A 22024-nucleotide genomic window follows, 5' to 3' on the forward strand; every position below is an offset into this window, starting at 1 on the left:
TGACAACACTCGAATGTCATTTATGAAGATTGGGGATTTTTTTATGCATATCACGACCTTTGGGGAAATCATGCTCAAATTGACAGCTCCCAAAAAACAACAACTTATCCAATCATCCCATTTTGAAGCAACCTTTGGTGGTGCTGAGGCTAATGTTGCCGTTTCTTTAGCTCGATTGGGTGATCAGGTTCACTTCGTCACTAAACTACCCGTTAATGAACTAGGCGACGCGGGAATTGCCGCTGTTGCCAAATTTGGGGTTAATTCTAACGATATTGTTCGCGGCGGCAACCGAATTGGGATTTACTTTCTCGAACGCGGCAACGGTATTCGGCCCAGCAACGTTATCTATGACCGCTCACATAGTGCCTTCGCTGATTCTGGCGAACTTGATTATGATTGGCCCGCCATTTTAGCTAACACCAATTACTTTTATATTTCTGGAATCACCCCGGCTCTTTCGAGTAAGCTGCAATCGACATTACTAACAGCCGTCAAGATTTGTCGAACCCGTCATATTGAAGTTGTTTACGACGCTAACTTTCGTGGCAAGCTTTGGTCATCCGCAGATGCCATCGCCTTTAATGAGCAACTCATGCCTTATGTGAATCTCTGTTTTGTTCATGATGAAGATATTTACGATTCCTTTGGGATTAAAGACGCCTTTGATGGCAATCGCCGCAATGTCATCGCTCAAAAGCAATCTTTTAAGGAAAGTATGGCATTGATTGCCGATATGTATCCTAGCATTCATACGGTTGCTAGTATCATCCGGGATACCTATTCAGTTGAACACGGTAAATGGGCCGCTTTATTATTTCAAAATGGCCACTTTTATGAAAGTCCGATTTATGATTTAACAGTTAACGCTGAGGTCGCGGCCGGAGATGCTTTTGGCGCTGGCATGATTCACGGCTTGCTTCACCACTTTGCTCCCCAAGATCAACTGGACTACGCCCTTGCGGCTGCCGCTTTGAAATTAACGATTCCCGGTGACTTTAATCTGGCTTCTGATTCTGACATTAAAGCGATTATGAATTCAACTAATCGGTCAATCAATCGATAACTCCTTGGTAAATTAACGAACAACCTGTGTTAATAAATGAAGATGGCAGTTACATTTTAGGCTCCTCTACAATACTATTTTGTGATAATATTAATTCAAAATACCTTTAGGGGGGAGACGGGGATATTTTGCCAAGCTTACAAGATAAAACTTATCAAATTATTTATTCACAAATAATGGCACTCACATTGCGTCCGGGCCAACAAGTCTCTGATCGGCAATTTGAAGAGCAGCTAGGGGTTAGCCGGACACCCGTTAGAGAAGCAATGCTCCGGCTCAAGCGTGACCATTTACTCTACTCAATGCCTCAAAGTGGCACCTACGTGACTAAAATCAACCTAAAGAACGCACTGGACGCCAGGTTTGTCCGGCAGACATTAGAAAAGACTATCGTGAGCACGGTGGCCAACGAGGCAAAAAAGTCACAAATTGAAGCGCTCGTCGAGATTGTCAACCTTCAAAACCAAGCCGCCATTCATCGTGACATTAATCGTTCGTTTAACCTCGACAATGACTTTCACCGCAAATTATATGAATTTGCCGATAAAGCAACCGTTTGGGACTGGCAGCTCACCTTTAGCACGGACTTGAATCGCTATCGCTTATTACGGGTTCACGATAATAATTTGCCGCTGAGTCTTTTAACTCATGAACACGGTGCCATTATCCAAGCGCTTATTAACCACGATGCCCGCCAAGCAGAAAAGCTTATCTATGATCATTTAGATCTGATGTTGAATGAGCAGCAATCGGTCGTTGAGAAGTTTCCAAATTATTTCAAAAATATTAACAATCTGTACCAAAGCCACGCGGTCTGATTTCAGATCGCTTTTTTAGTGCACTTTTTTAACCATTAGCTCATGAATTTAAGTCATACCTTTTTTACAGTTTAGTTAAAAGCCACAGTTGTCATGCTCAACATGTTACAATTTTGATTAGTAATTTATAGAGGAGTGTGTCAATATGAAACTTTATCGTTGGCTGCGGACAACCCTGATGGCCGGCGTGGCAGTCTTAGGATTAGGGATTGGCTTGAACAGCCAGATGGCAAACGCTAACGCCAAATCTTTGAGCCTACAGTACGCAAAGTCAGCAACTGCCCTTAACGTCAATACTAATAAGATTGTTTGGTCAAAAGCTGGTAACACGGCTCGGCCAATCGCGTCAGTTTCCAAGCTCATGACCCTTTACTTAGTTCGTGAAAAGATCGCCAACGGTGGCGGCACATGGAGTTCGAAGGTCAAAACCAGCAATGCCGGGTTAAAGCGACTTGGCCAGTCAAGCGTTTTTGGCGGCTTTAAGTTTACTAAGAATTCTTATACCGTTCGCCAACTCTACTTAGCCGGATTAGTCGAATCATCTAATAACGCAGCAATTGCGTTAGGTCAGTGGGTCGCCGGTGGTTCAACACCAAAATATAATAAAAAGTTCATTTCAATGATGAATGCTCAAGCCAAGGAATGGAAGCTTAAGCATGCGCACTTTGTATCAGCTTCTGGGATGGAGCAAAATAGCCTTTCACCTTATGGCTACAACATCGGCGGTGCCAACGCCAACTTAGTCTCGTCAAATGACGTTGCCCGAATTGCCCGGCACTACATCTTAGATTTTGATGATGTCTTAAACGATGCTTCCATTAAATCGATGACGGTTAGCGGCCAAAAGTTATATAATTATAATAATTTATTGCCCGGCCGTAAATATTACCAAGCTTCCCTTAAAGTGGACGGCCTAAAAACTGGTTACACGGATCCAGCTGGCTATTGCTTCGTTGGAACTGGCCAAAAATCCGGCCATGATCGGATCGTAACGGTGGTGTTGCATGATGAAAATGAATTCACCGAAACCCGCTCAATGATGAACTACGTTTACGATAATAGTTTAGCTTGATTGATTTTCATCAATCATTAAAAACAGGCAGCCACAATGACGAAATTAAATTCGCAATTGTTGGCTGCCTGTTTAAGACTCATTTTAAATGATGTTCATTAGTTAATGTTTTTCCGTGGTCGACCCGTTCCTTGACCCTTATCCAAAATTTCTGGATGCTCATTGCGAGCATAAGCATACGCATTTGGACCTTGAGTGTTCTGATAACGATTGTTCCGCGGCTTGGATTGATTGTTCTTGAAGTAGTAATACCCGGCAATTGCTGCCAATGCTAAAATTAAAAGTGTCATTAAAACCCTCTTTTCATATTTATTTCCTAGCGACTCCTTTAGGAAATTGTCATTAGTTTACCGCGTATCTACCCAGAGTCAAGCATCTTAGACCACAAAACGACCACTGGCCATTTGAATTCCCGTCAAACGGGCGGTTGTTAACTACTTAAGGATTTATTAAACCGGTTTCAAATCAGTACGATTCATTTTTTTATTGACTTCCCCGTTAGAAAATAATAGGGTTGTAATATGCTCGTATAAACTAAAAGTTATTACATAGAGGGAAATTAAAAATGAAAAACGAAAGTAACTATGATTTGTTTCAACGGTTGCACCCCCATTGTTTTGCCGAAGCAATGGTTGCCCGATTTGCCAGAAATGAACTGGAGCGAAGGGCTGCTAACGGCGATGGTGAGGCCAAAATGCTCTTGGCGCTAAACGATTGTGAAAACAATGAAAGCCAATCCCTGCATCTACCAAGTCCAAGGCGAACCCACATTCAAGAACCGCAGCGATTTAAGCTGATTTATCACTTACGGCTCCGATGAATCGATAATCAAAACAGTTATGTATGACTAACCAATTAGCTTAAGTTCGATAGTTAAAGCGGCCAATTAGTTATCCCAATTTGGGGATAATTGATTGGCCGCTTTACGGTAGTGAACAACACCGCGCTTCGATAAACCGTTCAATCCAATTGGCAATCATAAGTAACCCGGCGTCAACGGTAAGCCTTAGCCATCGATTCCGGGCACTAATTTGCGATCACGAAATGCAGTTTCAACATTCATACCCTTATATGTGACGCTATCATTTGATAGAGCAACATATAAATGCATCAATTCAACTGGAACTTAAACTGCTGTTGACCATCAATTGAATCAACCCTTTCAATCCCACCATTAACCGGGGCATGGGGAATTATAAAGCTCGGATGCAAATGACTATAAAAGTCAAATTCATATGCAATGCCACCCTTTTCTTTTTTGGCCTTCATCAAGCCGCGACTACCATCCGATAATTTGACGATTTGTTGCTTCTTTTTTGACGGGTCTACATAAATGGTTGTCATTATTAGCACCTCCACATTCATTATAGCAGTAACTAAACTAAATGATTCAGTAATTGTTAATTACGTACGCCAGTTGGACTTCAATTGCTCATACCAAACAAGACACTACTTTCGTTTCGTCCTTTTGCTTTACAACCAAAAAGCACTCCCAATCAGTCCAGACGTAAACGCCTCAACCTCATAACAGTGCTTACTCATTAGTCAACCTGGTTGACAGGCCATTGCGGTTTGTCGCCGTTTAATACGCGAACGACTTCACTGGCAGCATCAGTCGCCATTCGTGAAAAACTCTCGACCGTGTTTGATCCAATGTGGGGAGTTAGTAACACATTATCCAAATCGAAGAGTTCACTATTGGCAGCCAATGGTTCAGGATCAAAGACATCTAAGGCAGCTGCGGCAATTGTATGTGCCTTTAGGGCCTTAATCAAAGCTGTTTGGTCGATCAAGCTTCCACGGCCTAAATTTATCAACACACTGCTCGATTTCATCAGTGCTAGTTCCTTTTGGCCAATGATGTGGCGCGTCGCCGGAGTTGCCGCCAGGTGCAGGGTCAACACGTCAGCTTCTTTGATGACGGTTGTTAAATCGGCAAACTCGCCATAAGGTGACTTTCGGGGTGTCCGGTTATAAATCAAAATGTTCATATCTAGCGCACTGGCTTTTTTGGCGACCCATTGACCAATCCGGCCATACCCCAAAATCCCCAATGTCTTGCCAGCTAAATCAAAGCCTTGATGAGCCAACGCATAAGCTCCATCACCATCCCGCATGGCCATTGAAATCATCGTTAAGTTTTTAGATAAGTCCAGCATCTCTGCTAAGGTTGTTTCGGCAACCGTAGCCGCGTTGGCGTTTGGCGTAATTGTCACCCAGACACCATGATTTTCGGCGGCAGTTAAGTCAACGTTGTCATAGCCAACCCCGTGGCGGGCAATGATCTTTAAATTTGGCATTTGAGAAATGACATCCTCGCCAATTGGATCCACAAACAGGATCATGCCATCCGCATCCCTGCCAGCCTGTAAAATATTGGCAGCAGACGTACCCGGGACTTCAATTAACGTCATTCCATGCTCAGTCAAATAACGCTTGCCATCAACTGATAAGCTTTTAGGGATAATCACTTTTTTATTCATCACAATCTCCTCCATACTACACCGGTGGTCAGGCCTTCCAACTAGCCGGTTCAGTTGGACCACTCCGTTTATTTAACAATCTTTTTATTTGGATCCAATAAGTTAATCACCAGCACAATCAACAACATGATGACCACGACCAAAAAGACCATGTGCAACGATGTCAATATAATTGGGTCAACGACCGCCCGACTGACCGCAGTGGTCGTTTGCTTGGCGCTAATCACGGCGTTTACTTGTGAAAAGCGCATCCCGTCAGGCAGCTGCAATCGGATTGCCAGTGTCAAAATTGCCCCGTAAATTCCAGACATCACTGTTTGTCCAAGTGATCGGCCCAACGTCAGAATCGACGTTGCCGATCCGACCATGTTCGTTGGGACCAAGTGTTGGCTGAGAACGGTGTTCATGCTAATGATAATGCCCATGCCAACACCATTAATCATTGCAATCACATAAAAGGCCCAAACCGGAAATGATTGGCCCGCGAAAATCAGGCTGACATAGCCGACAAGCAGTACCAGGATTAGGCTGGTCGCAATCCATTTTGGCACGAATTTGGCAATCAACGTTCCCACCGTAAATGAGGCGACCAGCCACATAATTGAGCTGGAGGTCACCACTAAGCCAGCGCCGGTCGCCGAAACCCGGTAAAGCGACTGCAGCCAGATCGGAAAGTATACCTGATAGCCGATAAGCACCCCACTTAAAATCATCGCCGTTACAATTTGAATCGTAAACGTTTTTGATCGAAACATCTTGGGAGACATTAACGGATCAACAAACCGGCGTTCTTGGTGAACTAACCTGGCAAAACTAATTGCGGCGATTATCAAGAGGCCAAGGGCCAGCCATGGCACATTATCCAAGAACTGAATCGCAATTAACAGGGCCACCAAACAAATCGCCAACCAAGCAATTCCCCACCAATCAATCATCAAATGGGGGTTACGGGCAATTTGTTCATGGTAGCCAAGCCAAACCATCAGGGCAACCAAAACGCCAAGCGGTACGTTCACAAAGAAAACCCAATGCCAAGATAAGTGGTCAACTAAAAAGCCGCCAATAAGTGGCCCAACTAGAGCCGATAATCCCCAGGCCGTATTATTAAATGCTAAAATATTCGCCCGTTGCTTAAAGCTAAAGTTATCGGCAATAATCGTAAACGTTAGTGGCATCACGGCGCCAGCGCCAATTCCTTGAATCGCCCGCGAAAGAATCAAAATCAAGATTGATGGTGACAGCCCACTTAAAAGCGAGCCCAGCGTAAACACAATCACGCCCCATTGAAACACATTACGCCGTCCCAAAGTATCCGCTAATTTGCCATAAATTGGTGTCGTAATGGCCGTCGTTAGTAAATAGGCACTCATGATCCAGCTTTGATAAGCCAGCCCATGCAGTTCGCTGATAATTGACGGCAATGCAGTCGTGACAATGGTCACCTCAACTGACGTCATAAACGTTGCGATAAAGACCGCCGTCATAATAATCCAACGGCGGTTATCATTTTGTGTATGCTTGTTTTCTTCGTTCATCAATTGCCATCTCACTTCTAATCAATGTTACTATTATACTATCCACATTGATTCAATCGCAATGTGTTGATCAAAATTACGAATAACGAACTGGAGGAATTTGAGTGCCCATCAGCTACCAACCCGCTAAATTAAGTCAGTTGCCAGAAATTATGGCAATCGAACGATCCGGATTCTCAAGTACTGAAGCCGCGACTGAGGCGGCTATGCGTGACCGAATTCAACTGTACCCAGACACTTTTATCACGGCTGTCAGTGACGGTCAGCTGGCCGGCTACATCGTTGGTCCTTCATTTAATCAGCGCTATTTGACTGACGACTTATTTGAACACGCTCAGCCAAATAATCCGGCTGACCCTTATCAAACCGTCCTCAGTTTAGTCGTTGCCCCAACGTTTCAAGGTCAGGGAATTGCCAGCCAACTTTTAGCTGAACTGGCTAAAGTTGCTAAACATCAGCACCGCCAAGCAATCACCCTTACCTGTCTTAATCAATTAGTGCCCTTTTATGAGCGAAATGGTTACGTGAATGAAGGCATTTCAGCTTCCAACCACGCTGGCGAAGTATGGCTGAATATGGTGCGGCCATTATGATTCTCTCAATAAAATCGGCGCCCTTTGAATTGACACGCCGAACATGCTATGATGCAACTAAGTTAACGCTTACAATGAGGTGATAAACATGCACCATCTTAAAAAAACAATTTTAACCGCTGCATTAGCTGCCCTGTTAACCACGCCAATTGTGACGACAAGCCAGCTCACGCCCTTTGAACCGGTTAGTTCCACGACGGCGGCCGCTAAAACGGTCAGCCGAAAGACCGTTACTAAGGCCATTAAGTCAACTCCAGATCTCAATCCAACTAGTAAAGTTCGCCATTTTGCTACTAAAATTTACGTGGCTTACTATGCTTTGTTTAACAAAAATTACAACGTTGAACGAATGAGCAAACCAGGCGTTTTTAAACATCACCAGGCAACTATTTACATCCCTTCGGACCAACTCAAAAAGAGCGGTTTTGTCACTGCGGCCATGAAGAACTGGAACACCGCGCTGGGAACCACCGTTTTTCGATTAGGAACCGCTAAGAATCACACCATTACGGTAGCCTTAAAGCAAGGCCCTACCTCCGGGAACAATTCATGGGATGGATATTATAAAACCAATAAAGTCTACGTTAACTCACTATTGTCCAGCAACGCCGATTATGTCCCTGCTGTTTACGAAGATTTAACCGGCCAAAAAATGGCTTCAGCAGATGATCCCAGTTCAACCACTTATTATGAGCAGTACCAAAAATATTGGACGGCCGTGATTACCCACGAATTAGGCCATAGCTTAGGACTCGACCATACACCGTACGCGAATGATATGATGGCTTCGGAGTTCGAATCAGCTTCATCAGATTTTAAATATAGCTGGAATAATTACAAAGACAAGCAAGCTTCATTTGCAATTCTAACCGATCAGCTGTCCACCAGAGATATTAATCGGGCTAAGTTAACCAAGATTATTGGCTACTGGTAAACAACGCTGATATTTACGATTTATTCTCTGTGCAATATAGCTAACAATCAAAGAAGACCCGTTCGGGAAACTGAGTTCATCAGTGAATCCGAGCGGGTCTTATTTACCTTCTGCGACTATTTCATTGTTCGATCAAAAAATCGAACCAAATCATCCCACACGTCATCCAAATATCCCTTAGCATGGCGACTGCCAGCGATCATTCTGGTTTGGTATGGAATTTGATGTTCCGTGAGCGCTTTGGCCATATCCAAGACGCCACTGGTTGGAACGAATTCGTTGAGCGAGTTCGCCAAGTACATTTGGCCAGTCTTATCACTAACCCGATGCACCGGTGTCGCTGCTTCATATTGATCGGTCCGGCCATCAAAGTAGTTGGTCACAAACCACTTATAAAACGGGTCATTGGCGCCAGTTTGGTTAATGTTTGCACTGGCCGTAGTGTTAAAGCCACTGGTATCCCCTTCTTGGGCAACAACGTCTTGATGGGCACCCAGCCATTTATCAATATCTAAAATCCCTGATAACGACGCAACGGGAATTCCGTATTTAATCGATAGCTCCACCACCATGTTGCCGCCGGCAGACGATCCAAACGCCCCAATGTGGGCATGATCAAACGGTAAATCTGCTTTGGTTAACCATTCATAAAGCCGGTCCATATCTTCTAAGGGTGCTGGATAAAAGGCTTTTGGCGTAATTCGATAGGCTGGCGTAACCACCAAGTAGCCTTCGTCAACGAATCGCTTTGAAGAATCGGCATCCTTTGATTTATCGCCTCTAAACCAACCACCACCGTGAATGTCAATAATGGCCCCGCGGCTCTGTTGAAGATCGCCATCATAGTAAATGTCCGTTACCTGATGGTTCACCTGGTCATATTCAACGTCTGTTTGAATCACGTAATTTGTCAATTTAACTTCCCCCTTAGTGAGTGGCGCAAAGTGTTTAGAAGCTAGACCCCAAGCCTGTTTGACCAGAAATTCTGCGCCTGGCTTTTTGCTCAAATAGGCTAAGATGCAAGCTGCTGCTTTGCGAATCTTCCTTGATATACAACTGAAGTATCCACCCAGAAATTTACTGCGTCAATTAAATCGACTTGTAAGTAAAACTTAAATACGTTGCTTTTCGGCTTGGTAAGCCAACAGTTCGTTACGAGTAGGATAGCCATCATTATCACCTGGGGCTTGCACGGCTAGCGATCCGATCGCATTCATTCGCCTACTTTTGAACAAAAAGCTCTGTCAGTAACTTCGTAATGACGCTCACGGCGAACCCGAAACCAGCGCCAATCGTGTGTTACTTACCAACGTGATAACCGAGTATAAGAGTTGTCCCCATCAGCTATTTTGACAAAGACTTCCTTTGTGTTAGTCTTGACGATCATTGTATCTGAGAATTCCCCATTGTTTAAATAAATTAGTCTGAATCTTGGTGTCTTTTGAAGTATCAAATTCTTCAGTCAATAATAGCTCCCTTTCGCTCGCGGTGATATAGACCACGATGTGCATTAACTACATCTTTTCCAAGGCTTCCCAAAGGCCAGTTAAATAGGTAATTCCCAGCGCCCGATCGTACAAGCCATAGCCGGGCCGACCATCTTCGCCCCAAATATTTCGTCCATGATCGGGACGAATATAGCCATCGTAATTCGTGTCATGTAATGCTTTCATGATTTCAAACATATCAAGAGAGCCTTGTGATGACGGATGGGCCGATTCATGAAAGTCCCCTTGTTGGTTCACAAATTTAATATTGCGAACGTGCATAAAAGGAACCCGGTCTTTAGGAACAAATTCTCGAATAATCGCTGGCAGGTCATTTGCTGGATTCTCCCCTAAGCTGCCGGTACAAATCGTAAACCCGTTATAACGAGACTCGTGCAGCTTCTCGATACGTTGCATGTCAGCTAGATTCTTGTAGATCCGTGGCAGTCCAAACAACGGCTTTGGCGGGTCGTCTGGATGCATGGCCATTCGAACATCGTATTGTTCACAAACTGGAATAATCGCATCCAAGAAGTACTTGCAGTTCTCAAGTAGTTTTACTTCATCGACATCCTGATAAGCATCAAATAAATCTTGCAAGGCAGCCAGTCTCTCCGGTTCCCACCCCGGCAGTGAAAAGCCACGCGAGCCAGATTTCATCTGAGCCATCAAAGCTTCGGGATCTTTTGGCAATTTGGCTTGTTCATACATCATGGCGTTAGAACCGTCTGCCAGTTGATGATGCAAATCTGTTCGCAGCCAATCAAAGACGGGCATAAAGTTGTAACAAATCACCTTAATACCGGCTTTGGCCAAATTTTTGATGGTTTGGATATAATTTTCGATGTAGCGATCTCGGGTAGGCAAGCCAATCTTAATATCATCGTGAATATTCACCGACTCAATCACTTCCAGCTTTAAGCCAGCAGCCGTTACCTCTTGCTTCAAAGCATCGATTTTTTCTTGGGGCCAAACCTCCCCAACGGGCACGTCAAACAACGCCCCGACAACTTGTTTAGTTCCAGGAATTTGGCGAATTTGCGTCAAAGAAATGTTATCATCTTTAGACCCAAACCAGCGAAATCCCATTTTTAGCTGTGACATGATCTTCCTCCTAAATAAACTGAAATAAGCAAAGCAAAACGTCTAAAGGCTGGAACCAAGCAGTTAGCAATCAGTTCCTAGTCCCCCAATTGAAAGCAGCGCGGCTAGAGTTGGGTTAGCGTACCTTTACTGCTTGGTGGAATCCGTTTTTGCTGGAATACCCGGAGCGAAAATTCTTGAGAATTTTCTCCTGCGGTGTTTGCCCCAGTTTTTGCTTTGCCAATTTTTCAAACTCATATATAAGTTCAGTATGACAGCAACCATTGAATATCTCAAATTAGTTTTTCAACTGAAATTCTAATATATCAATTAATCTAAATTTAGCACTAACTGAAACCGCTGTCAATGATATTTCCTAATTCGGCATTTTCTCCCAATATTAGTATTCCAGGTGGTACAATTAACCAATAGACCTGACGAAATTTATTAATAGATAACGAGGGATTCAAACATGCAAAGTTTAAATGAGGTCGCCTACGAATCAATTTTAAGCGATATTCTCAAGTTAAAATTCTTACCTGGTGAACGGATTCAAGACAAACAATTAATCGATCAACTTGGTATTAGCCGGACGCCCGTTCGAGAAGCTATTTTGCGACTAAAAAATGATGGTTTGATGAACACCGTTCCTCAAAGTGGCACTTACGTTACCAAAATTAGTTTGCGAAGCGCGCTAAATGCCCGCTTTGTTCGTCAAAGCGTTGAACGTAGTGTTGTCACAGAAGCTGCCAATCAAATGAGTAAACTCGACATCCTAGATAGTCGCAATATTATCGAAAAACAGCGACTTGCTTCCCAGGACCATAGCGCGGTTGATTTTTTCTATTTGGATAACGATTTTCACAAGTTATTTTACACTGCCACTAAACGCAGTGAGGTGTGGAATTGGTTAGCCAACCTCTCACTGCAGCTTGACCGCTACCGTTTCTTGCGGATTCGTCAAACTGATATGCCACTAGATAAGCTGATTGACCAACATGAAAAGATTTTGGACGCCGTTGAATCCGGTGATGAAGCCCTAGCCGGTCAGCGTGCCTTTGATCATTTGAATTTGATGTTAGCTGAAAAAGGCGAACTTCTGCAACAATTTCCAGATTATTTTGCAGATGAAGGCAGGTAACAGCTATGAAAAGGCGTCAAGAAACCCACCCGATGTGGCCGTTTCTTGACGCCTTTTCACATTCTAAAAAGCACTTGTTTAATTGGTGACCTCTGTTTGTTCTGTACCGGTCGCTTCCTGTTCTGATTTTCTGGGATTCTGATGACCCGTTACCAAGAAGAAGGCGCCAAAGATTGCAAACGCTGAACAAATCACGCCAATAATCAGATAAGTTGAGTGAAACCCGAGCTGATCGTAGCCGGCGCCAATAATGCCAGAAAAGATAGTTTGGGAAATTTGAACAGCTGCTCCTGTGCTCAATGATTGAATTGTCGCAAACTCATTTTTATTAAAGACTGAGAAGATATACCCCATTGGGCAGACAAACCAGAATGGTGTATAAAAACCAGATAAAATCTGACCAACTGCCACTAATACCCAGTTACGGGCAAAAGCAAAAAGCATCAATCTGATGGCCATAATGACTGCCATCACTACCAATCCATTCCGATAGCCAATCCGTTTAATGACGACCGGGATAACCAACATCCCTAAGAAGGCAATTACTTGACCAATTGTGGTTGCATACGAAAATAGCATTGTGCCGTGAGCCGTATTGAAATATGACTGGAAATAGTTAGATACTTGTTGATCAGCAATTTGAGATAACGGCACCGTTCCCAGCAAAAAGATAACGAAGAAAATGAATGGTTTAGATGCCATACTCTTTAAAATGCCTTTAACATTGACAGTATCATGCTTTTTATCATGAAGAACTGCCAAATTATTACGATCATGTTTGATGAAAAATATAACCATTGCCATATAGATTAGGCCACTAATGGTTAAACTCCAAAAGAACATTTTAGGAACTGTTGAAAGTACGTAACCACAAATCAGCGGCGCAACGAAGCCAGTAATCGTCACACCAGAACGAACCCAACTATACTGAAAATTATTCACAAAGCTCATTCGTTGTTCGTATTGCTCGTTAACATTGGTACCCCCATTCATAACTAGCCCAATCACTAAGCCCATAATAATCGACATCACATAAGTATTGCCATGGGATGGTAAAATAATCCATTCCATAAAGGGACCCATTAAAACCAATAAAACACATGTGATGTAGAGTAAATATTTCTTTTCGAGAACTTTATCACCAATGTAGCCGATCACCGGAGCGGAAATCAGGCCCATCAATGACATCATTGAAAATGCCAGTCCCACGTTGGCATGTGAGTAATTCGCATATTTAACCAGCCAGAGGGCCGAATATGTCTGAACAACTGGCCAAATAAAGTTAAACGACATTTCTGAAATAATATATGACCAAAATTTTCCAAATGAATTATATGGTGCTTTAATTTTTGCCAACATACTTGTCATCGTCACCCTTCCCTATGATAAAGTGAGCACAATCAAGTGCTTGTTTTCTTGACATAATTACCTTAAATTGTTTAGCAACCGTTTACATTTTGCTGCAAACTCAAAATTTCGTAATTCCTTTAAATATGTCAACCCAATCCGCTTACCTGCATTTTAATCTCACCGCATAAATAGGTAGCAAATCACCTGGCAGCAAAACTACTATACTAATCGCCATGGTGCAGTAACATCCTTCGTTCTTAATTATCATTGAAGCAACGCTCTTTATCAGCAAATCGATGATTCATTAATCGTTGCTTAACTTTATGCCAATAAATTTCGGTTCAACAACTTCATTTAGATTATCAAGCGTATTATGGGTATCCATCTTTGTAGCAATAATATACTGAAGCATCCCTGACAACTTATATAGAAGCGCATAAGGGCCAAAACATGAAGTCGTTTCAATCCATTTGTTCTTATCCCATTCAAAGTTGGAATATCCGAATGATTACCCATATAAAGGATAAAGGTGATCATCAGTTTTTCAGTCAAGACGCTTTGAGGATTAACCACAGAGATACTCGCTAATTGAAGAACCCGTTTCCTGATCCAATACTTTAATTGTCATTCAAGCTACCTTTCTGTTTATTAATAAATACATTAACTATCATAGGATTAAATACCGGTATGTTTCCTAACGCTCTTAATATAGCGCTTACAAAATCAGCTGTAAACCTTTTTAAGAAAGATTATCCAGGAATTCAGGTGATTTTTTGTGATAATTAATATTTATGTTAATTAGTTCGCGTGGTTTTACCTCTCAGGCCGTTTGTTGTTAATGTAAGCATTACCAAAATGTGGTTTATTTAAATTATTCCGAATTTCCCAACCCGATTCTTACATTGATGATCAACACAGTCCGTTGACTAGCGGTGTAACCCTCAATGAACCTTTGTGGCGACTTCTTTTTGAGGCGAAAGTCGATGCTAACCAATGTTGGCAATTGTACAATTTTCGGTAGTCACTTTGGCAATTATGATCAGGGACGTTCGATTATAGCGAAACGGACCAATAAATTGGCCTTAACCACTTGGCAGCTGACTTACTTATCTACTGACAAAAAACAGCCATCGTTGAATAGTTTCCTTCATCGATGGCTGTTCTTTTTGACTATCAAATTCGTTTTAACAATTAATGAGAAATTTTAAAACCAAAATCAATATTTTGCTTTGCTGAGATGTGGTAAGGTGCTTCTACGTCGCTGCCCCAACTATCAATGCCCCCAACGCCCCTGACGGCACCGAGAATTGAAACCACGGCCCGTCTTTTAAGTGGCAGTTCTTCGATATGGGTCGCATTCTCCAACTCTTCTGCGGTATAGGGTAAACAGCTAAAAGCAAACGGCTCGGTTAATTTTTCAAAAGTTAATTTGAATGGTCGCTCACTATGATCCGCGTTATTCTTCGTGCTGTTTCGAGTAATCGTAACTGAATCAGTCTTCATGTGAACGCCACAGTCCTGCGGTACTAGATATTTCGTTACTGGCAGGCCATCAATTCGATAAGTGCCGTGGCGTCCCCCAGCCAGCCGATCAGGGTACGTTTCTTCTGATAAACCAGTATATTCATAGCTGGTTGCTACCGTGGGCAAAACAAATCGCATGCCAAACACCGGCAACTCCGGCAAAGCGGCATTGCCCTCAAAGTGAACCCGGACAGCAATCGTGCCATCTGGGGTGACCGTATAACTTACCAGCACAGTCGTTGTCGGCACCGTCGCAGTTTCAAAACGATAGCGCACTTCAACCTGGTTTTCATACTCATGATTGGAATAGCGATTATTGGTTTTAGCTCCGGGAAATTCAATTGGCTGGCCGTTGACCTTAACAGTGACTTCAGTCGCTTGAGAAAACAGGTCAGCGCCTAACCACTGAGCCGATCGTCGCGAAAAGCCATTGCCCCGATCATTGTCCGTTGTTGCCCGCCAAAAAGTCGGTTTAGGCTCGCGGTACAACCACTCTTTATGGTCAATCACCAGCGACTCCAATCCACCTCGACTATAACTGAATAGATATTCAAAGTTGTCACCGGAAATTCCTAAGTCGCCGTCCCCATAAACAACATGCAACTGATTATTTTGATTGGCCATAATAATCCTTTACCTCCTGCATTGCGGGTTTAGGGGTTCGATCAGCAAACAACAGCCCATCACCCGAAAATTCATAATCGGCTGGCCGGTCGTCAAAATCGCCGCCATAGCGCAGCACTTTTTGGCCAGTCACCTCGTCATTAACTTCAATTGCCTGGTCAATAAAATCCCAGATAAAGCCGCCTTGATACATTGGAAACTTCTTTAACAAGTCGATGTAAGATTTCATCCCCCCAAGCGAGTTGCCCATATCATGCATATACTCACACAATATAAATGGCTTTTGGGGATCATTTTCCAAATATTCCACAATGGCTTTAGGTGTCGCGTACATCCGGCTCTCAACGTCTGAAATTCGAGATTTATATTTCGGATTATGAAAGACGCCTTCATAGTGAACTAATCGAGTTGGATCAACCGACTTATAATAATCATTCATCGCCGCAATGTCGTCGCCAGCGTACGACTCATTTCCAAGCGACCAAAAGAGAATGCTCGTGTGATTTTTCAATAATTCATAGTTATTTTGAGCCCGATCAAGGACAGCTGCTTGCCACTGAGGCAATGATCCCGGGACGTTATATGATGGTTCGACGCCACCTAGCTTCTGCCAAGTACCATGAGATTCCAAATTATCTTCAGCCATCACGTAAATCCCATGCGTATCGCACAAATCGTACCACTTGGTGTGATCAGGATAATGACAAGTTCGAACCGCGTTAATCTGGTTGGCTAGCATGGTCCGCATGTCAAAGGCCATGTCGTCATCTGAAATCACCCGTCCAGAGCGACAATTCCACTCATGGCGATTAACCCCATTAATGATGAGCCGCTTGCCATTTAATTCAATCACCTTATTGTTAATGGCAATTTTTCTAAAACCAAACTGATACGGGACAACTTCTAACAGATGATCGTTCGCATCGAAGAGCTCAATTAATAAGTGATAAAGACTCGGGTGATCGTTGTCCCATAACTGGATCCCCTTTAACAATTGATTCGAAATCTCCAAATTTGGACTCGTTGGCCGGCTGGTTTGAAAGATTGGTTTACCAGCCGCATCCGTTACCGTGACTTGGACTTTGCCACCGGCAATCTCTCCAACCAAATGAGCTTGCAGGTTCAATTGACCATCCTTCAAATCATTGACAGGAATTGGTCGAATCAATAAATCGGCCACATGCATTTTAGGTTGCGCAATGAGGGTAACGTCGCGAAAAATCCCAAAAAAGCGGAACATATCTTGATCTTCTAGATACGCGGCCGTACTCAACTTAAAGACTTCAACTGCTAGTTTGTTTTGACCAGCTTTTAGGTATGGGGTCAAATCAAATTCAGAAGGGATAAAACTATCTTCGGCATAGCCAAGAAAATGGCCGTTAAGCCACACGTACATGGCCTTTTCAACCCCATCGAACCTGACCCGAACGGTTTTGTCTTGCAGGCCGGAATTCAGCGTAAACGTCTTGATGTACGCCCCTACTGGATTATCAGCCGCTTGGCTAAACATCCCCTTGCCAGTATCGGATGGATCTAGGGCATACGCCGGCCGTCGAAAAACATGGCCTTCCCATGGGTAAAGGGTATTAATATAATGAAATCGGTCGTAGCCCGCAAATTCAATGTGTTCCGGCACTTTAATTGAGTCAAATTGGCTGGCATCAAAGTCTGTCTCAAAGAAATGTTTTGGTCGGCTCATCGGGTCCTTGGAAAAACGAAACTGCCAGTCACCATTCAAGCTTTGAACAAAACTACTAGTGTCTTGAGTTGCTTCAGCGACCGTCCGATAGATTCGATGATCACTATGAGCCGGAATTTGACCAACCCGAAAAGTTTCAGGATCATCCAACCAGGTAAGTTCTGGTTTCATAAACAAATCACGCTCCAATCAATTAATAATCATATTTAAACTTCGTACTGAACTTGACGAATAATTTTACAGAGACTACCATTGCGGTTATTAACTGCATTATATGGCAACCAAGTATCTATTAATAGACTGTTTTTAACTAAAAATAAGCAATTTTGAAACCAATTTTCCTTTTAAGAGGTGATCGTCCTTGAGACTTGCATTCAAACAACCCAGCCAAGATATGCCCCTTTTTTGTGAAAGCATTGGCTATGAGTGGCAGCAATCGCTTGTTAATCGCCCCAATGGCTATTATGCCTTTCATTGGCTGCAAACAGAAATGGGGACTGGCATCGTGACCATTAATAGACAGCAACGGTTGCTCAAACCCAATCAAGGTATTTTGATTCGCACCAACGTGAGTCATCGGTACCAATCAATCGATACCCATCAGAAATGGCAAACAGCGTTTTTAGCTTTTGCCGGCAATCAAGCCGATGAGTTGATGACTTTTTTAGGGTTAAAAACAAGCTTATTTTTTCCAGCCCTTTCACCGGAACTGGCAACTTTCATTCATCAATCCTATGCTCAATTTGAAAGGAATGATCTCGTTGCAACCCTCAGGCAATCTAGTGAGCTGTACCGGTTCATCATGTTGCTTAAACAGGCTGAGTATGGGATTGACAATACCTACCAAGCCCAAAAAATTGTGAGGCCAATTCTGGCTTACCTCACCGCTCATTATCACTCCGCCATCACCAATGAGCAATTAGCTGCCCAAACCGGCTACTCGGTTGCCTATCAGAACCGAATTTTTAAAAGCACCTATGGTCAAACACCGCTTAAGTACCTAAATGACTATCGCCTCCAAAAAGCTAAGAGGTTATTAACCTTGCATCCCGACTGGCAAATTCAACTGGTTGGCAATTCGGTTGGTTTTAACGACATCTCAAGGTTTATTCACGAGTTCAAACAATACTACCACCTCACCCCCAGACAATTTAAACAGATGATGTAAGCTTATTTTGAAGCTAATCCTTCGAATACGAATTTTTAGGTTCACTCAATCAAAAACCAGATGCCGCGGTTTGGACGACATCTGGTTTTTAAATTCTCTAGTTTAATGAATCATTCATCACGATTAAAGTGAGCAGTCGGTTCACTAGCAAGCATCTTCGAAAAGACGTCAGTTAGTGTTTCGGTTTGATCAGCAAATTTTTTGTTTAAGATTAATTGACGGAACTGTTCCACGGAGATATGTTCCAAGTCTTTAAACGGCATTGCCGGACTTCCATTGGCCGTTTGGTTAAGCCCTGTTTTAAGGGTAATCACTAAGCCTTCCTTACTATCCAACGTGACCGTGTAATACTCGTAATAACTTGGTGTCTCGTAGTTTCCCGTTAATTCCTTGTGCTCCTTAAAATAATCACTAATAAAATCTGCAAACTTTTCCTTTGACTGTAACGCGGTTTTCCATTCAGTTTCTTTTGATGACATTTGCTATCCTTCTTTCATTCACAATTCATTTCGATCCATCAACAAGTTAACACAGCGCCATTAACGGATGCCTTTAATAGCCCAAATGAGTAAGCCACCAACAATTTCCATGCCCAAAGCGAACATGAAGATGGCACCGTAACCAAAGGCTTCCACGATGGCAGAAGCGACCATGGCACCTAACATTTGCCCCAAGGTATTAGCTAGGTTAATTAACCCCAAGTCCTTGCCGGCCGTATCGGATGATGGCAAAACATCCATGTTCAAAGCACCATCGACTGAGTTATACAAGCCATTACCAAAGGCAGCGATAACGGCGTAAACAAACATGGCCCAAGCTTCCTTGACAAACATCGGGAAGATTGCCGCCAAGCCAAGGGCAAATGTAGCGATAACCACTGGACCCTTAACTCGCTTTAGCTTATCGGCTAATGGACCCCCGACTAAAGCGAAGAAGACACCGATGATTAACATAATCATCGAAAAGATTGAAATTGATTGGCCAGCAGATTTCGTGTTTTGACCAATGTAATCCGTAAAAATAAACAGCTGGAACGTGGTGACGATAGTTGAACCAACCACCATGAAGAACTTACCACCTAGAGCCAAATAGAAGTTGCGAGCTCCGTGGGTTGGGAAAAAGAAATACTTTTTTAACGTATCTTTATTAAATTTAACTTTGGGTTCATCCAAATTGCCTTTTTCTTGAATCAGCAATTCATGGATAATCGCCAACACAACGGTGGTTGCGGCCATGACGTAGATCCCGAATTTAACGTTGCCTAAGAACTGGGCCGCTAACAACGCAAATCCTTGTTGGGCAATCGTAAAGCCGACCCCGTAGAAGGTTGACACAGTGCCCCGCCATTTTGGGGCAACTCGATCAGAAATCTGGGGATAGATCGCCGCGGCAATCGCGTTTTCGGCTGCCGCCGCCACAATCCAAACCAGAATAATCCCAACGACGGACTTCATATTGGCAATCACGGCCAGTGAAATCGCAATCGCAATGGTTCCTAAAACAATGTACGGCTTCCGTTTACCAAAGCGCGAACGGGTCACATCAGAAAAAGCCCCAAACATCAAGTTGGCAACCGCCCCGGTAATTGAAGCGATGGTGGCTAAAATCCCGACGGCCCAAACTTTATGAACCGGATCAATTTGTGCAAACAGCTGGGGAATTAAAACGCTTCGAGTCGACCCAATCGGCCCGTACCAGCACAGGGGCGCCAAAAACATCGCTGATGAAACTAACCAAGGTAATTTAGGCTGTTCAGAATCCTTAACCCGGGCATTGGTAATTTCACCAACGGCGGTCTCAACTACCTTAGGCTTTTTGTTATTCTTATCTGCCATTATTTTCACTCCTAATTGTTTATCTACTGTATAAAAGCCATGTAGAAATTAGTGAAACTAGCTAGTATTCTTACTTTCAACCACTCTTCTACACCTTCTTTGAATTTAATGCATCCAACACACATCGTAAGGTGATCGTCATAGAAATCATCGGTAACTCAATAAATCGTTTACCTAAAGTTTGACAAGCTAAAAGTTGATTTACTGCCGCAATAATCAAATTAAGATGGCACTTCACAAACCGACAGTAAAACTTTTCTAATTCTGATTTATGATGATCATCTTTTTTAACTCGCTGAGTACTCATATATCAGCATCTTCAATATAGCTTTATATGAAAGCGTTGTCAATACACCTTTTCTACTTTTTACTAAAATATTTTTGCAGTTTCTATTTATTCTTCCCTGACTCTCAACTCAACAGGATTTTTCGTATATATTTAACAATCCGCCTCGTTAAGAGGAAGTTCAACAAGTCAAATCATTTTAATTCATCTCCTAATCATCAATAACATTATCTCAACCAATCATTCGATAATATTTATTGGCAATCTAATATATTAGAAGGTCAATCTCCAAAAGTATTTTTCTTGTTTTTAGTAAATTAGTCCTGCAGTTTGGCATCAAAAATCCCCAAAAGCACCTAATACATTACTTTTGAGGATTTCACTGATTATTGTAAATACATGTTTCTAAGCTGGGCTTGCTGGTCAACGGTTATCCTTAACCCATGAGTAATAAACGCTGCCAGTGACCCGAATTCCTTATTGATTTCATCAAAGGCAGATTCCAGGTATGAACGATCTACCCCACCATCAATTTTGGCTTGATGAATTTCTTCGATTGAAGCACCGGCTTGTCTTAATGCCTCTATTCGCTTTTGATTGTGAGAACGAAGAAACTCATTTGAAGCAACGTAATCTTTTAGAATCGTATGCCCATCAACTCCAAGCACATAAAGAATTAACGCAGCCCCAAGTCCAGTCCGATCTTTACCTGACGCACAGTGCCACAAGATTGCTTGATCGGTCGGTAAAGTTAACAGCGTCATCAACAAATGATGGTAAGCTTTGCGAGCTTGTGGATTCGAAATATAAGTGCGGTAATGTTTGCGGTTGTTTTTAATCGAAATGGGGTAGTGGAAACTACGATCAGTATCAACCGGGTCATTAATATATGTAACGTTCGGCAAAGAACGGTCTGGCATTTCGCTGATTTCTTCCGGCCGCCGTAGATCAAAGTCAATGCCAACGTGATAGCGTGCGATCAATACCTTGACGTCATGATCTGTCAAATGATTTAACCGGGCCGATCGTAGTAGACGGTGTGGCTTAACCAATTTACCAGATTGTGTTTGGTACCCGCCAAGATCACGGACGTTAAAGGCCCCTTCAAGCTTAATCTCATGGTCTTTAAGTGGAATCGGCTGACTCAAAATTGGACTATTAGCCTTTAGCTTTAATGTCTGAGCCGAAGATGACCCTTCTGTTTGAATCGCTGAAGTTAAATAAGACGTCATTTTCTCTTTCAATCTTAACCCCTCCAAAGTGAGCGAAGCAAAGCGGTTAGAAACTGGAGCATAAGGCATCTTGGCCGGAAATCCCGGGCTTGGA

General features: G+C 42.9%; 20 protein-coding genes. 8 read left to right on the forward strand and 12 right to left on the reverse strand.

Translation table 11 applies throughout. From position 1 onward, the window contains the following. The first annotated feature begins 43 nt into the window (after nucleotides 1-43). The 3 genes from YK48G_RS02480 to YK48G_RS02490 all read left to right on the forward strand — a co-directional run bounded on the left by YK48G_RS02480 (nucleotide 44) and on the right by YK48G_RS02490 (nucleotide 2956). Nucleotides 44-1066, forward strand: a complete 1023-nt coding sequence (locus YK48G_RS02480) for a sugar kinase (protein ID WP_203629134.1) — start codon at nucleotides 44-46, stop codon at nucleotides 1064-1066. A gap of 128 nt (nucleotides 1067-1194) precedes the next feature. After that, entirely contained in the window at nucleotides 1195-1884 is a 690-nt protein-coding gene (locus tag YK48G_RS02485; RefSeq protein ID WP_203629135.1) for a GntR family transcriptional regulator, read from the forward strand. Nucleotides 1885-2029: 145 nt separating this feature from the next. Continuing rightward, complete coding sequence (locus YK48G_RS02490) at nucleotides 2030-2956, forward strand: D-alanyl-D-alanine carboxypeptidase family protein (RefSeq protein WP_203629136.1); 927 nt, start codon at nucleotides 2030-2032, stop codon at nucleotides 2954-2956. A gap of 98 nt (nucleotides 2957-3054) precedes the next feature. Here YK48G_RS02490 and YK48G_RS02495 read toward each other — a convergent pair whose 3' ends face one another. Further along, nucleotides 3055-3246 carry a hypothetical protein gene (locus YK48G_RS02495; protein ID WP_203629137.1) on the reverse strand — a complete coding sequence of 64 codons (192 nt, stop codon included), beginning with the start codon at nucleotides 3244-3246 and terminating at the stop codon, nucleotides 3055-3057. Nucleotides 3247-3521: 275 nt separating this feature from the next. Here YK48G_RS02495 and YK48G_RS02500 point away from each other — a divergent pair, with 275 nt between their 5' ends. Further along, nucleotides 3522-3776, forward strand: coding sequence for a hypothetical protein (locus YK48G_RS02500; RefSeq protein WP_203629138.1), 255 nt, complete (start codon nucleotides 3522-3524; stop codon nucleotides 3774-3776). Nucleotides 3777-4066: 290 nt separating this feature from the next. On the opposite strand, the gene YK48G_RS02505 is transcribed toward YK48G_RS02500, so the two are convergent. The 3 genes from YK48G_RS02505 to YK48G_RS02515 form a co-directional block, all read right to left on the reverse strand. Continuing rightward, nucleotides 4067-4300, reverse strand: a complete 234-nt coding sequence (locus YK48G_RS02505; protein ID WP_203629139.1) for a hypothetical protein — start codon at nucleotides 4298-4300, stop codon at nucleotides 4067-4069. A 197-nt stretch (nucleotides 4301-4497) separates the two neighbouring features. Beyond that, a complete protein-coding gene (locus YK48G_RS02510) occupies nucleotides 4498-5439 on the reverse strand; it encodes a phosphoglycerate dehydrogenase (RefSeq protein ID WP_203629140.1) in 942 nt (313 codons plus the stop codon). A 68-nt stretch (nucleotides 5440-5507) separates the two neighbouring features. After that, complete coding sequence (locus YK48G_RS02515; protein ID WP_203629141.1) at nucleotides 5508-6974, reverse strand: MFS transporter; 1467 nt, start codon at nucleotides 6972-6974, stop codon at nucleotides 5508-5510. A gap of 152 nt (nucleotides 6975-7126) precedes the next feature. Between YK48G_RS02515 and YK48G_RS02520 the strand changes: the two genes are divergently transcribed. Both YK48G_RS02520 and YK48G_RS02525 read left to right on the forward strand, forming a co-directional pair. Next, nucleotides 7127-7567: a GNAT family N-acetyltransferase gene (locus YK48G_RS02520; protein WP_203629152.1), complete on the forward strand. Its 441-nt coding sequence runs from the start codon at nucleotides 7127-7129 to the stop codon at nucleotides 7565-7567. Between the two features lie 88 nt (nucleotides 7568-7655). Next, entirely contained in the window at nucleotides 7656-8501 is an 846-nt protein-coding gene (locus YK48G_RS02525) for a matrixin family metalloprotease (protein WP_232365253.1), read from the forward strand. Between the two features lie 116 nt (nucleotides 8502-8617). Here YK48G_RS02525 and YK48G_RS02530 read toward each other — a convergent pair whose 3' ends face one another. Together YK48G_RS02530 and uxuA are read right to left on the reverse strand one after the other, a co-directional pair. After that, the gene (locus YK48G_RS02530; protein ID WP_203629143.1) at nucleotides 8618-9415 is read right to left on the reverse strand and encodes an alpha/beta hydrolase fold domain-containing protein; all 798 of its coding nucleotides are present in this window, start codon (nucleotides 9413-9415) and stop codon (nucleotides 8618-8620) included. A 600-nt stretch (nucleotides 9416-10015) separates the two neighbouring features. Continuing rightward, nucleotides 10016-11092, reverse strand: coding sequence for a mannonate dehydratase (gene uxuA, locus YK48G_RS02535; protein ID WP_203629144.1), 1077 nt, complete (start codon nucleotides 11090-11092; stop codon nucleotides 10016-10018). Between the two features lie 451 nt (nucleotides 11093-11543). On the opposite strand from uxuA, the gene YK48G_RS02540 reads away from it, so the two are divergent. Next, nucleotides 11544-12212 (forward strand): GntR family transcriptional regulator, encoded by a 669-nt coding sequence (locus YK48G_RS02540; RefSeq protein ID WP_203629145.1) that lies wholly within the window; start codon nucleotides 11544-11546, stop codon nucleotides 12210-12212. Nucleotides 12213-12290: 78 nt separating this feature from the next. Here the strand turns inward: YK48G_RS02540 and YK48G_RS02545 are convergent, their stop codons facing one another. From YK48G_RS02545 to YK48G_RS02555, 3 genes are all read right to left on the reverse strand, one after another. Then, nucleotides 12291-13580, reverse strand: coding sequence for an MFS transporter (locus tag YK48G_RS02545; protein WP_203629146.1), 1290 nt, complete (start codon nucleotides 13578-13580; stop codon nucleotides 12291-12293). Nucleotides 13581-14753: 1173 nt separating this feature from the next. Further along, on the reverse strand, nucleotides 14754-15710 hold the full coding sequence (locus YK48G_RS02550; RefSeq protein ID WP_203629147.1) for a beta-galactosidase small subunit: 957 nt from the start codon (nucleotides 15708-15710) through the stop codon (nucleotides 14754-14756). Then, entirely contained in the window at nucleotides 15694-17580 is a 1887-nt protein-coding gene (locus tag YK48G_RS02555) for a glycoside hydrolase family 2 TIM barrel-domain containing protein (protein ID WP_203629148.1), read from the reverse strand. The genes YK48G_RS02550 and YK48G_RS02555 overlap by 17 nt, the downstream gene beginning before the upstream one ends. Before the next feature lie 190 nt (nucleotides 17581-17770). On the opposite strand from YK48G_RS02555, the gene YK48G_RS02560 reads away from it, so the two are divergent. Then, on the forward strand, nucleotides 17771-18577 hold the full coding sequence (locus tag YK48G_RS02560) for a helix-turn-helix transcriptional regulator (protein WP_203629149.1): 807 nt from the start codon (nucleotides 17771-17773) through the stop codon (nucleotides 18575-18577). Between the two features lie 110 nt (nucleotides 18578-18687). Here YK48G_RS02560 and YK48G_RS02565 read toward each other — a convergent pair whose 3' ends face one another. The 3 genes from YK48G_RS02565 to YK48G_RS02575 form a co-directional block, all read right to left on the reverse strand. Continuing rightward, nucleotides 18688-19056: a hypothetical protein gene (locus YK48G_RS02565; protein ID WP_203629150.1), complete on the reverse strand. Its 369-nt coding sequence runs from the start codon at nucleotides 19054-19056 to the stop codon at nucleotides 18688-18690. Between the two features lie 60 nt (nucleotides 19057-19116). Beyond that, complete coding sequence (locus tag YK48G_RS02570; protein WP_203629151.1) at nucleotides 19117-20412, reverse strand: MFS transporter; 1296 nt, start codon at nucleotides 20410-20412, stop codon at nucleotides 19117-19119. 672 nt (nucleotides 20413-21084) lie between these two features. Continuing rightward, nucleotides 21085-22024, reverse strand: a 940-nt coding sequence (locus YK48G_RS02575) for a tyrosine-protein phosphatase (RefSeq protein ID WP_373300149.1), incomplete at its 5' end; no start/stop codon positions are given.

Origin of the sequence: Lentilactobacillus fungorum, assembly GCF_016860605.1 — a bacterium.
Lineage (GTDB): Bacteria > Bacillota > Bacilli > Lactobacillales > Lactobacillaceae > Lentilactobacillus > Lentilactobacillus fungorum.

Excerpts from the sequence above, each read along its gene's own strand:
- YK48G_RS02550 (WP_203629147.1), bottom strand. The coding sequence starts at position 15,710 with ATGGCCAATCAAAATAATCAGTTGCATGTTGTTTATGGGGACGGCGAC.
- YK48G_RS02490 (WP_203629136.1), top strand. The coding sequence starts at position 2,030 with ATGAAACTTTATCGTTGGCTGCGGACAACCCTGATGGCCGGCGTGGCA.
- YK48G_RS02565 (WP_203629150.1), bottom strand. The coding sequence starts at position 19,056 with ATGTCATCAAAAGAAACTGAATGGAAAACCGCGTTACAGTCAAAGGAA.
- YK48G_RS02500 (WP_203629138.1), top strand. The coding sequence starts at position 3,522 with ATGAAAAACGAAAGTAACTATGATTTGTTTCAACGGTTGCACCCCCAT.
- YK48G_RS02480 (WP_203629134.1), top strand. The coding sequence starts at position 44 with ATGCATATCACGACCTTTGGGGAAATCATGCTCAAATTGACAGCTCCC.
- YK48G_RS02525 (WP_232365253.1), top strand. The coding sequence starts at position 7,656 with ATGCACCATCTTAAAAAAACAATTTTAACCGCTGCATTAGCTGCCCTG.
- YK48G_RS02515 (WP_203629141.1), bottom strand. The coding sequence starts at position 6,974 with ATGAACGAAGAAAACAAGCATACACAAAATGATAACCGCCGTTGGATT.
- YK48G_RS02510 (WP_203629140.1), bottom strand. The coding sequence starts at position 5,439 with ATGAATAAAAAAGTGATTATCCCTAAAAGCTTATCAGTTGATGGCAAG.
- YK48G_RS02520 (WP_203629152.1), top strand. The coding sequence starts at position 7,127 with ATGGCAATCGAACGATCCGGATTCTCAAGTACTGAAGCCGCGACTGAG.
- YK48G_RS02505 (WP_203629139.1), bottom strand. The coding sequence starts at position 4,300 with ATGACAACCATTTATGTAGACCCGTCAAAAAAGAAGCAACAAATCGTC.
- YK48G_RS02495 (WP_203629137.1), bottom strand. The coding sequence starts at position 3,246 with ATGACACTTTTAATTTTAGCATTGGCAGCAATTGCCGGGTATTACTAC.
- YK48G_RS02545 (WP_203629146.1), bottom strand. The coding sequence starts at position 13,580 with ATGACAAGTATGTTGGCAAAAATTAAAGCACCATATAATTCATTTGGA.
- YK48G_RS02540 (WP_203629145.1), top strand. The coding sequence starts at position 11,544 with ATGCAAAGTTTAAATGAGGTCGCCTACGAATCAATTTTAAGCGATATT.
- YK48G_RS02570 (WP_203629151.1), bottom strand. The coding sequence starts at position 20,412 with ATGGCAGATAAGAATAACAAAAAGCCTAAGGTAGTTGAGACCGCCGTT.
- YK48G_RS02555 (WP_203629148.1), bottom strand. The coding sequence starts at position 17,580 with ATGAAACCAGAACTTACCTGGTTGGATGATCCTGAAACTTTTCGGGTT.
- uxuA (WP_203629144.1), bottom strand. The coding sequence starts at position 11,092 with ATGTCACAGCTAAAAATGGGATTTCGCTGGTTTGGGTCTAAAGATGAT.